12 protein-coding genes and 1 tRNA gene are annotated in these 11,840 nt (G+C 40.6%); 5 read left to right on the top strand and 8 right to left on the bottom strand.

Annotation, left to right across the window (positions count from 1 at the left end):
* Window positions 1-22: 22 nt before the first annotated feature.
* The 3 genes from IGJ12_RS14690 to upp all read left to right on the top strand — a co-directional run bounded on the left by IGJ12_RS14690 (window position 23) and on the right by upp (window position 3,256).
* Complete coding sequence (locus IGJ12_RS14690; protein ID WP_086298302.1) at window positions 23-1,051, top strand: L-threonylcarbamoyladenylate synthase; 1,029 nt, start codon at window positions 23-25, stop codon at window positions 1,049-1,051.
* Between the two features lie 81 nt (window positions 1,052-1,132).
* Window positions 1,133-2,377 carry a serine hydroxymethyltransferase gene (gene glyA / locus IGJ12_RS14685; RefSeq protein WP_005233585.1) on the top strand — a complete coding sequence of 415 codons (1,245 nt, stop codon included), beginning with the start codon at window positions 1,133-1,135 and terminating at the stop codon, window positions 2,375-2,377.
* Window positions 2,378-2,626: 249 nt separating this feature from the next.
* The gene (gene upp, locus IGJ12_RS14680; RefSeq protein WP_005227894.1) at window positions 2,627-3,256 is read left to right on the top strand and encodes a uracil phosphoribosyltransferase; all 630 of its coding nucleotides are present in this window, start codon (window positions 2,627-2,629) and stop codon (window positions 3,254-3,256) included.
* 178 nt (window positions 3,257-3,434) lie between these two features.
* Here upp and IGJ12_RS14675 read toward each other — a convergent pair whose 3' ends face one another.
* Window positions 3,435-3,671, bottom strand: a complete 237-nt coding sequence (locus IGJ12_RS14675) for a hypothetical protein (RefSeq protein WP_005227896.1) — start codon at window positions 3,669-3,671, stop codon at window positions 3,435-3,437.
* A 126-nt stretch (window positions 3,672-3,797) separates the two neighbouring features.
* On the opposite strand from IGJ12_RS14675, the gene IGJ12_RS14670 reads away from it, so the two are divergent.
* A tRNA-Thr gene (locus IGJ12_RS14670) sits at window positions 3,798-3,870 on the top strand.
* Between the two features lie 102 nt (window positions 3,871-3,972).
* Here IGJ12_RS14670 and IGJ12_RS14665 read toward each other — a convergent pair.
* Genes IGJ12_RS14665 through IGJ12_RS14635 form a run of 7 tightly spaced genes read right to left on the bottom strand, consistent with a single transcriptional unit; the run spans window position 3,973 to window position 10,100 of the window.
* On the bottom strand, window positions 3,973-4,488 hold the full coding sequence (locus tag IGJ12_RS14665; protein ID WP_005227898.1) for a YjbQ family protein: 516 nt from the start codon (window positions 4,486-4,488) through the stop codon (window positions 3,973-3,975).
* A gap of 4 nt (window positions 4,489-4,492) precedes the next feature.
* Window positions 4,493-5,185 carry a triose-phosphate isomerase gene (locus IGJ12_RS14660; RefSeq protein ID WP_086298299.1) on the bottom strand — a complete coding sequence of 231 codons (693 nt, stop codon included), beginning with the start codon at window positions 5,183-5,185 and terminating at the stop codon, window positions 4,493-4,495.
* Entirely contained in the window at window positions 5,182-6,033 is an 852-nt protein-coding gene (locus tag IGJ12_RS14655) for a class II fructose-bisphosphate aldolase (RefSeq protein WP_016621926.1), read from the bottom strand. Before IGJ12_RS14655 ends, IGJ12_RS14660 begins: the two co-directional genes overlap by 4 nt.
* 12 nt (window positions 6,034-6,045) lie before the next feature.
* Window positions 6,046-6,330 (bottom strand): PTS sugar transporter subunit IIB, encoded by a 285-nt coding sequence (locus tag IGJ12_RS14650; protein ID WP_008379369.1) that lies wholly within the window; start codon window positions 6,328-6,330, stop codon window positions 6,046-6,048.
* A 15-nt stretch (window positions 6,331-6,345) separates the two neighbouring features.
* Window positions 6,346-7,683: a PTS galactitol transporter subunit IIC gene (locus tag IGJ12_RS14645; RefSeq protein ID WP_005233598.1), complete on the bottom strand. Its 1,338-nt coding sequence runs from the start codon at window positions 7,681-7,683 to the stop codon at window positions 6,346-6,348.
* 15 nt (window positions 7,684-7,698) lie between these two features.
* On the bottom strand, window positions 7,699-8,154 hold the full coding sequence (locus IGJ12_RS14640) for a PTS sugar transporter subunit IIA (RefSeq protein WP_008379372.1): 456 nt from the start codon (window positions 8,152-8,154) through the stop codon (window positions 7,699-7,701).
* A 2-nt stretch (window positions 8,155-8,156) separates the two neighbouring features.
* On the bottom strand, window positions 8,157-10,100 hold the full coding sequence (locus tag IGJ12_RS14635) for a BglG family transcription antiterminator (protein ID WP_430619160.1): 1,944 nt from the start codon (window positions 10,098-10,100) through the stop codon (window positions 8,157-8,159).
* A 555-nt stretch (window positions 10,101-10,655) separates the two neighbouring features.
* On the opposite strand from IGJ12_RS14635, the gene IGJ12_RS14630 reads away from it, so the two are divergent.
* A complete protein-coding gene (locus IGJ12_RS14630) occupies window positions 10,656-11,840 on the top strand; it encodes an FtsW/RodA/SpoVE family cell cycle protein (protein WP_086316609.1) in 1,185 nt (394 codons plus the stop codon).

Below are 11,840 nucleotides of genomic sequence, written 5' to 3'. Positions count from 1 at the left end.
CAAAAAAGGATGTGGATAAATTGTGGAAACAAAAATTTTTGATCAATCACAGTTAAACGAAGCAGCAGCTATCTTAGCTGAGGGGGGATTAGTGGCGTTCCCGACGGAAACTGTCTATGGACTAGGGGCTAGCGCGCTTTTGCCAAAAGCTGTTGCGCAAGTGTATCAAGTCAAAGGACGACCTAGTGACAACCCTTTGATCGTTCATATTGCCGAGCCAGAGCAGTTGGAACCGTTTGTGGATAACAAGCATCCTTTTGCTGATAAATTGATGGAAACTTTCTGGCCTGGGCCCCTAACCTTGATCTTTTCGATCAAAAAAGACAGCTTACCTAGCATCGTTACTGGCGGCTTATCCACAGCGGCGTTTCGGATGCCCAACAACACCAAGACGTTAGCGTTGATCAAACAAGCCCAACAGCCATTGGTTGGTCCTAGCGCAAATACATCTGGTAAACCAAGCCCAACATCAGCTGCGCATGTTCAGCATGATCTGGCAGGCAAAATCGCTGGCATCTTGGACGATGGGGTGACACAGATCGGTGTCGAATCAACGGTCTTAGATTTGAGTGACCCAACGGCACCGCCGATCATCTTACGCCCTGGTGCAATCTCTAAAGAACAGCTTGAAGCAGTCTTACAAACAAAAGTCCTCGTCGATCAGCATTTAGTAACAGAAAGTGAAGCACCCAAAGCGCCAGGCATGAAATACAAGCACTATGCACCGAATACCAATGTCATGATGGTCAATGACCAAGATTGGTCGGCAGCCATGGCTTGGGCGAGAGAACAGCAGCTTAAGGTAGGTGTTTTAGCTGGACCGACGATCGCCGAGCAGGTCCGCTTCGAAGCTGCAGCCATCTATTTATTTTTTGATGACAGTGTGGAAGCTGCGACAAAAGGGCTGTTTGCGGGGTTACGGGCGTTAGATGAATCGATTGCTGAGCTAGATGTCTTATTCGCACCCACGTTTCCAGAAAGCGGCTTAGGGGCTGCTTATATGAATCGGTTGAAAAAAGCTGCAAATCAAAGTTTCTTTCAAGAAAATTAGCAAAAAACCAGAATTCATTATAGGTAGCTTATGAAGAAATGTGATACAATGCTACCATTAAGGTAAAGGGGTGTTGTAAGCATGGATTATCAAACGTTTGATCCCGAATTGTGGCAAGCGATCGAAAAAGAAACGAATCGTCAACAAAACAATTTGGAATTGATTGCGTCTGAAAATATCGTTTCAGAAGGTGTAATGGCTGCGCAAGGTAGTATTTTGACAAATAAATACGCTGAAGGTTATCCAGGTCGTCGTTACTATGGCGGCTGTGAATTTGTTGATGTGGTAGAAAACTTAGCAATTGAACGGGCGAAAAGTATTTTCGGTGCGGCATATGCCAATGTTCAACCGCATTCTGGTTCTCAAGCCAACACAGCAGCTTATTTAGCGTTGATCGAAACAGGCGATACAGTATTAGGGATGGATCTTTCCGCAGGCGGTCATTTGACCCATGGCTCACCAGTGAATTTCAGCGGCAAGACCTATAATTTTGTTAGTTATGGTGTTGATCCTGCAACAGAAGTCATTGACTACAATGTCGTTCGTATTTTGGCGCGCAAGCATCAACCGAAACTGATCGTTGCCGGTGCCAGTGCTTACTCACGTACGATCGATTTTGCGAAGTTCCGTGAAATCGCTGATGAAGTTGGCGCAAAATTGATGGTGGATATGGCGCATATCGCTGGTTTAGTAGCGGCTGGTCTTCATCCAAACCCAGTTCCTTATGCGGACATCACGACTTCTACGACCCATAAAACATTACGCGGCCCTCGAGGCGGCTTGATTTTAACAAATGATGAAGATTTAGCGAAAAAAATCAATAGTGCCGTTTTCCCTGGTATTCAAGGCGGCCCATTAGAGCACGTGATTGCAGCGAAAGCTGTTGCATTTAAAGAAGCACAAGATGCGTCGTTCAAAGAGTACTCTGAACAAGTCATTCGCAATGCGCAAGCAATGGCGAAAGTCTTCAACCAAGCACCACAAGCCCGGTTGGTCTCTGGTGCAACAGACAATCACCTATTATTGATCGATGTGCGTGGCTTTGATTTGAACGGAAAAGAAGCAGAAGCATTGCTGGATCAAGTCAATATCACCGTCAATAAAAACTCTATTCCTTTCGAATCATTAAGTCCTTTCAAAACGAGTGGGATTCGCGTGGGGACACCAGCGATCACTAGTCGTGGCTTTAAAGAAGAAGATTGTGTCGAAGTGGCGAAATTGATCGTCAAAGTTTTAGAAAAACCAAATGATGAAGCCGTCTTGGCAGAAGTAGCGACGCAAGTCAAAGAATTGACGGACAACTATCCACTTTACAAAAACAAATAAATTGGGACTGTGACAGAAGTTAAGGTCAGACAAGACGTCTCACGCGTTTTTCCTACGCTCCAGCTCCTTTGATCACCAAAAGTGAAAAAGGGGCTAGAATGAACGTAGAGGCGTGTTACATGCCGTCTTGTCTCCTTCCTTCTAACACAATCCTTTTTTTGAGGAAAAGCAGTATTGCCTGTGGCAGATGGTTGTAACAAGAGCCGATTTGCTTTAAAATAAGAGAAAAACCAAAGGAGATTTTTTTAAATGGGTAAATTTCAAGTAATCGATCACCCGCTGATCCAACACAAATTAACAATGATCCGCGACAAGAACTGTGGAACAAAGGTTTTCCGTGAAGTTGTTAATGAAATCGCAATGTTGATGGCGTATGAAGTGTCTCGCGACATGCCGCTTGAAGATCTAGTGATTGAAACACCAATTGAAGAATCAACACAAAAAACACTATCTGGTAAAAAGGTAGCGATCATTCCGATCCTGCGCGCAGGTCTAGGCATGGTTGATGGTATCCTTGAATTGATCCCAGCCGCAAAAGTTGGTCATATCGGGATGTACCGTGATGAAGAAACGCTAGAACCACACGAATACTTCGTAAAATTACCTGAAGATATCGATGAACGTCAATTATTTATCGTTGACCCAATGTTAGCTACGGGCGGTTCAGCGATCATGGCGATCGACGCACTGAAAAAACGCGGCGCTTCAAACATGAAATTCGTCTGCTTAGTTGCTGCACCAGAAGGCGTGAAAGCATTGCAAGATGCCCATCCAGATGTTGATATCTACACTGCAAATCTTGATGAACGCCTAAATGAACACGGCTATATCGTTCCTGGTTTGGGCGATGCCGGTGACCGTCTATTCGGTACAAAATAAATCAATACAAATAAGACAAAGGCAACTGCTTCAAGTTTTGCCTCGTCAATGATGCCATGGAAGAAGATCGACTGCCAAAACGGTTCGATCGGTTATCCATGGCTTTTTTTAGCTTTTCATAAAATCAGACAATGAAAAAAGGAGAAAATCAACTGATTTTCTCCTTGCATTAAACGGGTTATAGTTTGGTTAATTGTTTGTAATTGATGATCAATACACCATTACTTTGCGAAACTAATTTCTGGTTTTCTGGGGTTTCGTTCAGCTCGACCACCGCAGAGTTTTTCAACTGCTTTGTGATGGTACCAGTTTGTTTCTTCCCATGGAACGTGAACATGACAGGAGTAGCGACCTCAAACGTTGAACCTTCTTGTGACGGGACAATTGTTGTTTCGAATTTACCAAATGTTGCCATGTAAAAACCTCCTTGATACTTCTATTATATCACAATTTTCGGAAAATTTCAGTAAGTAGATTTTTTTCAGCAGACCTCTTTACAAAACAACCGTTTTTGCATATAATTTTCTTTGTGCCATACAACGCCAGCTTAGCTCAGTTGGTAGAGCAACGCACTCGTAACGCGTAGGTCACAGGTTCGAATCCTGCAGCTGGCATAAGAAATGAAAAACCATGAATCCTCTTTTAGAGGATTCATGGTTTTTCTTTTGCAGGTGATAAGTAATCTCAATTTTTCCTGATTTACCCGATAACTGTTCTTATTCGCCCATTAGCATTACATGGCATGTCCTATTTCGCACACGATTTTGATCGAAATCAACAAAATAGATATAGCCTACAGAGCCGATCTCTAGCTTGCCGTTACTTAAAATAAAACTTTCGCTTGCACCGAAAAAACTCGAGCGAATATGGGCATCGCCGTTTAAAATCGTTGCTGGATCTGTTGGGTAGTTTGGATCGTCCAGACTCATCAAAAATTCTAAATGCTTTGGTCCAGGATAACGATAATCGGTATTTTCTGATAGTTCACGAGGAATAATTTTATCGAGAATTCGGTTTAAATCAACTTGAAGAAATTCATCTCCGTTAAAGTCTGTATCATGCATGTATTCTTCAAAGATAACAGAACAGGTCGTATGGGGAGACTGTACGAGACAGATTCCATTTGAAATTCCGCTTTTTTCAACCATCGTTTTCACTTCTTCTGTGATGTTGTGGTAAGACACTCGATTCCCGTTAGAAGTTAACGTCAGTTGCTCTTTTAAAAATTTCACAGTGTTAATCCTCCTTTTTATGCTTCACCGCTTGTTTGATCATTTCTGTAAGGGTTTGAACGGGATCATCTGCTTGCACAATGCCGCTTGTCCCTCCGGTACCATCAGCACCTGACGACAAAGCTTTTTCAACATCGGCCGCACTAGATATACCAGCAGCCTGCAAAATCAGGATTTCTGGATCAATTTCCCGAACAACACGATTTGTTTCCGTCATGTATTGAAGATCACTGGTTTGTCCTGTCCCAATTAGTTCGGTTGGCTCGCAAACCATCACATCCGGTTTCAGGGAAGCCGCGGCTCTCGCTTCAGTCAATGAATTCGCACACACAATTGTTAAGAGACCCAATTCATTTGAGCGCTGAATCGCTTTAGTCAGTTCTTGCAATGTCATGGGGTGTTCAGCATGGTTTAAAAAGGTAGCTTCAGCTCCGGCTTCTGCCACTGCTTCGGGTAAAACATAGCCCATTCCACGACCAATTTCGATTCCGTCTAAATGTTGGACAGTGACGAATAAATGTGTTGTTGCCTGTTTAATTAAAGAAACGTCTGCATGCTGAACAGTAAATAGAATGTCGATGTCATACAAAGATGACAACTCATCAGCAACTTTTGCCAATGCCAATGCTTGGTTTCCATAAAGATAGGCTTTGGGATTGACGACAAAGAATGGCGTTCTTAAGGTTCTTTTTTTCATTTGTTTTCTCCTTCACGATAAGGTTTGGTATGAAAGACTGTAAAATAGTGCTCGAGTGTTTTGGCCATTCCATTGCTTGCTGAGTGAAGTAAATCGAAATAGTCATTTGGTTGATTTTTGTTAATTTCATTCATAGCAGCAGTGACAAAGTCAGTAAAAATGTTTATTTTACGGATACCTTCTAAGGCACATTTTTCAAGGTTTTCATCGCCAGAAGAGGACCCACCATGCAGAACAAGAGGAATACTGACGGCAAGGTGTATTTCCTTTAAAACGTCAAAATTTATTTTGGGAATCCCTTGATAATGTCCGTGAGAGGTGCCAATAGAAACTGCCAACGAATCAACCCCGGTTAATTTGGCAAATGCAACAGCCTCAGAAGGTTCTGTGTAAATAGATTGACTATTTCCGGCTGATTCCAGACTGTTTTCCGACCCGACGTGCCCGATTTCGGCTTCAACAACGACACCATTTTTATGAGCGTAATCGGCGATCTCCTTTGATCGGCGGACATTTTCTTCAAATGGCTCCTCAGAAGCATCGATCATTACGGAAGTAAAACCTAAATGAATGGCTTTTTTGATGACCTCTTCATCGGTACCATGATCTAGGTGCAGAGCGATAGGTGCAGTGCTTTTCTTTGCCAAAAATTTTCCAATCATGGCAGCCTCTTCTAAAGTCAACATGTTCATATGGGACTGAGCGAAGGCCAATATCAAAGGCTTGTTTAAACGTTCAGCAGTCTCCGCGTATGTTCTTGCACTAGTTAAGTCGAAAAAATTTGCTGCAGGTAATGCATAGTTGTGTTTTTCTGCATGTGCGAATAGTTCTTTTGTTGTGACCAACATAGGGCATTCTCCTTATTCTTTGATTTTCTTTTCGATTTCCGCGTACATTTCTTCTGTACCAATTCCTGTTAAGAGTGGCAGCCCCATAATTACGCGATCTTTGATTGAGTCTGGAACAACCGTTGTACTCACCACGATGTCATAGTCATCAATTTTATTCATCTCATCTGCCACTTTGGATTGATACAGTTTCACTTGATCAGTCATCCCTTTTTCTTTCAGCCATTCTTTTACCTTATTTGTTACAATTGTTGAAGTTGCAACACCTGTGCCGCACATAATCAATAGTTTTTTCATTATCATTTCCTCCTATTATTTTGATAGTTGTTTCTTGGGACGAATTTTATTTACATAAATCAATCCAAACAAAACAGAGACACCAATTATGGCTAAACCGCCCCAGCTTAATATTTTGGTTAAGCCGACATAAAGGAATGTGGTCCATAAACCACCTTCAGCCATAGCAGTGATCATAGAGTTTCCTTGTAGATCAAAGTTTGCGGATCGAGCAGCAGTAGTGACAAGCGGTGCTGCCCACGAAGTAATATAGAGAATGCTTACCATATAAATCGTTCCAGCAATTACCGTTCGAATGATGTTTCCTCCAAAAACAGCAGCCATCAAGCAAATCAGAAAGGGAATGGTTGCTAAATCACCAAAAGGCAAGGTCGTATTGCCAGGTAGAACTACGGCTAACAAAATAGTGATCGGAACTAGCAGCAATGAGGAAGAAAGGACAGCTGGATGACCAACCGATAATGCTGCATCCATACCGATGTAAAGCTCTCTTCCAGGAAACCGTTTTTTGACGAATTCATTTGCAGATTCAGAAATAGGTGTTAGTCCTTCCATCAGTAAAGCAACCATTTTAGGCATCAAAACCATCACAGCGCCTGTTTGGACGGCTAATTGGCCGACACCTGCTGTGTCATATCCGGCAAGTATTCCCATGATGAGACCAATCAAAAAGCCCATAACAGTAGAGTCACCAAAGACACCAAATTTTTTCTGAATGGTTTCTGGATCTGCTTTCCAATCTTTTAGTCCCGGAATACGATCAAAGAGCCAATTCATCGGTAGTGCAAAGATGAATCCGGGTGCGGCGGTACCATGAGGAAAAGTGATATTAGGAAATCCGTAGAACTTATTAATGATCGGACCTAAAATATCTCCCATTAAAAGAATCATCATCAAATAGATGACGGTGGCCGCGATCCCCATTGCAAAGTCTCCAGTGAGGGCATAAATCAGAGAAGAGATGAAGGCTGCGTGCCAAATATTCCAAATATCTACATTCAATACTTTAGTCAGCCCTAAAATGATGAGTAGAACATTTAGGACCACACCAATCGGAATCGCAAGACTTCCTAAAATCGTCCCATAAGAAATTGCCGCTGCGGCAGGCCATCCGACATCAATCGTTGTCAAATTTAATCCTAGACGTTCAACCATATGCTGGGCGGCAGGACCCAAGCTGCTGCTTAGAAGGTCAATCACCAAATTCAATCCAACAAACCCGACACCAACAGTTAAGGCTGAAGTAAAGGCTTTGCCAGGCTTGGTCCCCAAAATTATTCCAAAAATAAAAATTAAAATAGGCAAAACAACGATTGAACCTAGATCAACGAACCACTGTAATGCATTTAACATAATTGTTCCTCCTTTTTATTGCAGTCCATTTTTTTCAATAATCGAAAGATACGCTTCTTTAGTCGTTACTGCGGATAGGGCTTCCAAAACACCTGGTGTTTGAAACATAGAGATAAGATTTTGTAGCATACCCAATTGCTCATGTGGTTCCTTCAATGCAAGCATGAACAACAGAGATACATCGATTTTCTTTTCTTGCGAACCCATTTCAATAAATGAAAGGGGAGAGGCAAGTGACATAAAAGCGACTTGGGATCGTAAAACAAATTTGCTGTCCGTATGTGGGATCGCTACCCCAATGCCGTTAATTTTTAAACCTGTAGGAAAGGTTTCTTCTCGCTGTACGATATTTTGATAGAACTGATCATTTACACAATGAGTTTTGATGAGTTCGTCTGCTAATAGTCGAAAAGCTTCCTCTTTTGTTTTAAAATCTTTTTCAAGTAACACGATTTGGTGATCAAAAAACATGATCAATTTCCTCCTCTTAACAATCTTTGATACAGTTCTTCTTGCGTTTGACTATTAACGATCCATTGAATTTCTTCGGCTGAGTTAAACAATCCGTAAATCGAAGCGATCAACTCTTTTGCCTCGATCATGTTTTCTTCAGCAATCGCAAGCAAAACAATCAGTTGGATTTTTGTGTCTCCCCAAGTAATTGGCGCATCGAGGGTGAGAAAAGCAAGTTTTGTTTCTTTCACTGTATATGGATCAGCATGTGGAATGGCTACTCCTGTCTTTAAGCCCGTGCTTCCTAGTTCCTCTCGTTCAAATAGAGAATGCTTAAATTTCGTTGTAACAAGCTTTTTTTTCAGATAATCATCTGCTAAAAAATCCAGTACATCTTTTTTTGTTCGAAACTTTTTTTTGACAAAAAGGAAAGTAGGATCTAAATATTTTTGTAATAAAGTCGTTTTCTGGTATTTTTTTGAGTAAAAATTTTTCTCATTCTCATTAAGATTAGATATCTTTGCTGAGATTCTTCCTATTTCTTCGGTAGTAGGAAGCGGCGAAATATAAATAACTGGTAGTGCTGTAATGTCCAATGGAATAGTTGATATGATCAGATCAACAGCCTCAAGAGATGTACTGGCCAGTTTACTCAAAGGAATGATCTCCAATACGGTATCAGCAGCGATCGTCTGTTTGATACGGTTAAAAATCAACTCCGATGTAGCAAAACCAGATTGGCAAACAATTAGTATATGGTTAGTAATTTTTATCTTTTCAAAGGCTAGCTGAAAATGGATCGTCAGAAAAGAAACTTCGTCTTCTGTTAATAAGATTTGAAATCGCTCCTCTAAATCTCCAATTGCATATTTGGTCAATGTATACATTGTTGAGTATTGTTTTTTGATACTTTTTATCAGTGGGTTTTTCAATAAAATTCCTGTCTTTGATCGATGGATCATGGGAACGATATGAGCCAGCAATGTTTGCAGTAATAATTTATCTTGTGTCAGATCTGCGTTTAACATATGTGACATTTTTTGAATAATTTGTTTCGTACAATTTGTGATAGTAGATTCGTGAGGCTCATCCATTTGACCAAAAGGTTCGATGCCGTGTGCTAATAACAAGGAACATACATATTGAATATCTGTATCACTAAATTGAACAGGTAGTTGCTGTTGGATCATTTCAGAAAAATCAACCGCGATCATATAGAATTTCATTCGTCTCAGTTCGTCAAATACTAGCTGCTCTTGTTTTTCAATGTGTTTATCTATAAGAAGTCTTGAAAGAAAAATTCGCAATGAAAGCTTCAAGGATTCAATAGAATAATTATTGACTGGATGGCCGATTGTTTGAGTCATGTCTGAGACAAATTTCTTTGTTAAATCGAGAACCTTAGAGTCAAAGAGATTGTTGACCAAAAGATTTTCACTGGCTTTGGCGTCGGTATACTTCTCTAAAAAAGATTTGAATACGTTTTGAGCAGCAGATTCAACTGAGGTTAGCTTGAGTCCGCTAGTAGTCATTTTTGTTGATACTTGATGGAATCGACAGAAAGCAACGATTTCATCAACATCTTTCTTTATTGACTGGTTGCTAATATAAAAATATTCAGAGAATTCCTGATAATGCATTGGTTTTACTGAAAACAGATAGTTAGCGAAAATAAAGATTTTACGATAATTAGGTGAAAATAGTTCGAGTTTAGTCTCTTTTTTTGCTAACAATCGATAACCATTCTGTTTTGCTGATTCAGAACCAGATAAAAAGATTCCTTTTCTTGGTACTTTTTTGATAGCTAGTCCCGAATCTTTTAGTTTCTTTTCTAAAGTCGTTAAATTGTTATAAACCGTTTTTTGGGATACATTTAACTGCTTTTGAAGAAAAGAGGCAGGGCGAAACTCCGTTTGTTCTAATAGTAGTTGCAACAGTAGTTGTTCTCGATTATTTAAAATCATTGGTTCACCTCCGGAAGCGCTTCCTTAATTGTATTCTAGTGAAATTATGTGGTGGCGTAAATAACATTTCATTACCACATTAATGTGGTAAATAGGCTCGTCGTGCATCAATTTATATTCTGAGCAACTTAAGGGAAGTAGTCACAGGTTGCTATTTCTTTGAAACGAAAATAAGGTGGCAATTTTTGACTGATTTAAAGTTGCTTTGTTCGGTTACATTGAGTAAAGAATAATTAAAATAAAGAAGAATACTTAGAATAAGATATTTTATTAAGTAAGGAGAATAGACGAATTCAGCGAGTTTTCATTGAAAAGTATGTCGCTGAACTTCCTATCTAGTACATATACGATCGTTTTACTCTGATTGATCAGATATGCATCAGAACAGAGCGCTTCTTTCGTTGTAATTCTAAACAATTTTAGATTGTTTTTAACCCTCTTTTCCCGAAAATCATTAAAGTTTCTAAATTTTTTGTGAATGCTCATGGACAATCCTTTCTTTTCTCCTCAATTATCACTATAATGGATAAAGATTCTACAGAAGAGAGTGTGGACATGGAAAATTCACGAATAAAAACGAATGATAATCGAATTGACTACGGTGTGATTCTACCCGTATTTTTATTATGTCTGATTGGTTTGGCGTCCCTATATGTGGCGCTGACACACGATCCGAATAATCCGAATATGATGCGAATGTTAGGGTTTCAAGCTTTATGGTATGTGTTAGGCGTTGTTGCCGTGATCATTATCATGCAGATCAAATCAAAATGGCTCTGGAAATTGACGCCCTATATTTATGGAGCTGGGCTAGCCGTTATGTTGGCGCTGCTGAAATTTTACAACCGGACGATGGCTGCCTCGACAGGGTCGAAAAACTGGTTTAGTTTTGGTCCCTTTACCTTGCAGCCTTCAGAATTGATGAAGATCGCCTATATTATGATGTTGGCGTTAGTCGTCACGCAGCACAATGTCAAGCATCGGGAACGGGATCTGAAAACAGATGGGTTGCTGATTGCAAAAATGTTAGCCGTCACGATCCCAGTATTGATTCTGATTACCTTACAAAACGACTTTGGTACGATGTTGGTCTTTCTAGCGATTTTCGGTGGGGTCTTCTTGATGTCAGGAATCTCATGGCGAATCATCGTGCCAGTGATTGCAGCATTTGTGATTCTCGGTGGCGGAACGATTTTCTTAGTGACCACCGATGTTGGTCGTGAGTTTCTGTACAATACAGGAATCTTTAAAGAATACCAATTCGCCCGTATCGATTCGTGGCTAGATCCTTTTCATGATACCCAAGGGCAATCCTTCCAATTGGCGTATGCTCTGATGGCGATCGCTTCTGGCGGGATGTTCGGGAAAGGATTTAATGTCAGCGATGTGTATGTACCGGTCCGAGAATCCGATATGATCTTTTCGGTGATCGGTGAGAATTTTGGGTTTATTGGCAGCGCATTTGTCATTTTATTGTATTTTATTTTGATCTACCGGATGATCCGGGTATGTTTCGATACCAACAATGAATTTTATGCCTACTTGGCAACTGGGATCATTATGATGATTCTCTTCCATGTGTTTGAAAACATTGGCGCAAACATCGGTCTCTTACCGTTGACGGGGATTCCACTGCCGTTTATCAGCCAAGGAGGATCTGCCCTATTAAGCAATATGATTGGGATCGGTTTGATTTTATCGATGCGCTATCAAGCTGAGACCGCACCAAAAACACTTTAA

This window comes from Enterococcus sp. DIV0802b, assembly GCF_050543535.1.
In the GTDB taxonomy this organism is placed as follows: Bacteria; Bacillota; Bacilli; order Lactobacillales; family Enterococcaceae; genus Enterococcus_D; species Enterococcus_D entomosocium.
This window is presented reverse-complemented; position numbering and strand designations above follow the sequence as displayed.

What these genes read in the sequence shown, in the direction of transcription:
- glyA (WP_005233585.1), top strand. Translation starts at nt 1,133, where the DNA reads ATGGATTATCAAACGTTTGATCCCGAATTGTGGCAAGCGATCGAAAAA.
- upp (WP_005227894.1), top strand. Translation starts at nt 2,627, where the DNA reads ATGGGTAAATTTCAAGTAATCGATCACCCGCTGATCCAACACAAATTA.
- IGJ12_RS14675 (WP_005227896.1), bottom strand. Translation starts at nt 3,671, where the DNA reads ATGGCAACATTTGGTAAATTCGAAACAACAATTGTCCCGTCACAAGAA.
- IGJ12_RS14660 (WP_086298299.1), bottom strand. Translation starts at nt 5,185, where the DNA reads ATGAAAAAAAGAACCTTAAGAACGCCATTCTTTGTCGTCAATCCCAAA.
- IGJ12_RS14655 (WP_016621926.1), bottom strand. Translation starts at nt 6,033, where the DNA reads ATGTTGGTCACAACAAAAGAACTATTCGCACATGCAGAAAAACACAAC.
- IGJ12_RS14650 (WP_008379369.1), bottom strand. Translation starts at nt 6,330, where the DNA reads ATGAAAAAACTATTGATTATGTGCGGCACAGGTGTTGCAACTTCAACA.
- IGJ12_RS14645 (WP_005233598.1), bottom strand. Translation starts at nt 7,683, where the DNA reads ATGTTAAATGCATTACAGTGGTTCGTTGATCTAGGTTCAATCGTTGTT.
- IGJ12_RS14640 (WP_008379372.1), bottom strand. Translation starts at nt 8,154, where the DNA reads ATGTTTTTTGATCACCAAATCGTGTTACTTGAAAAAGATTTTAAAACA.
- IGJ12_RS14635 (WP_430619160.1), bottom strand. Translation starts at nt 10,100, where the DNA reads ATGATTTTAAATAATCGAGAACAACTACTGTTGCAACTACTATTAGAA.
- IGJ12_RS14630 (WP_086316609.1), top strand. Translation starts at nt 10,656, where the DNA reads ATGGAAAATTCACGAATAAAAACGAATGATAATCGAATTGACTACGGT.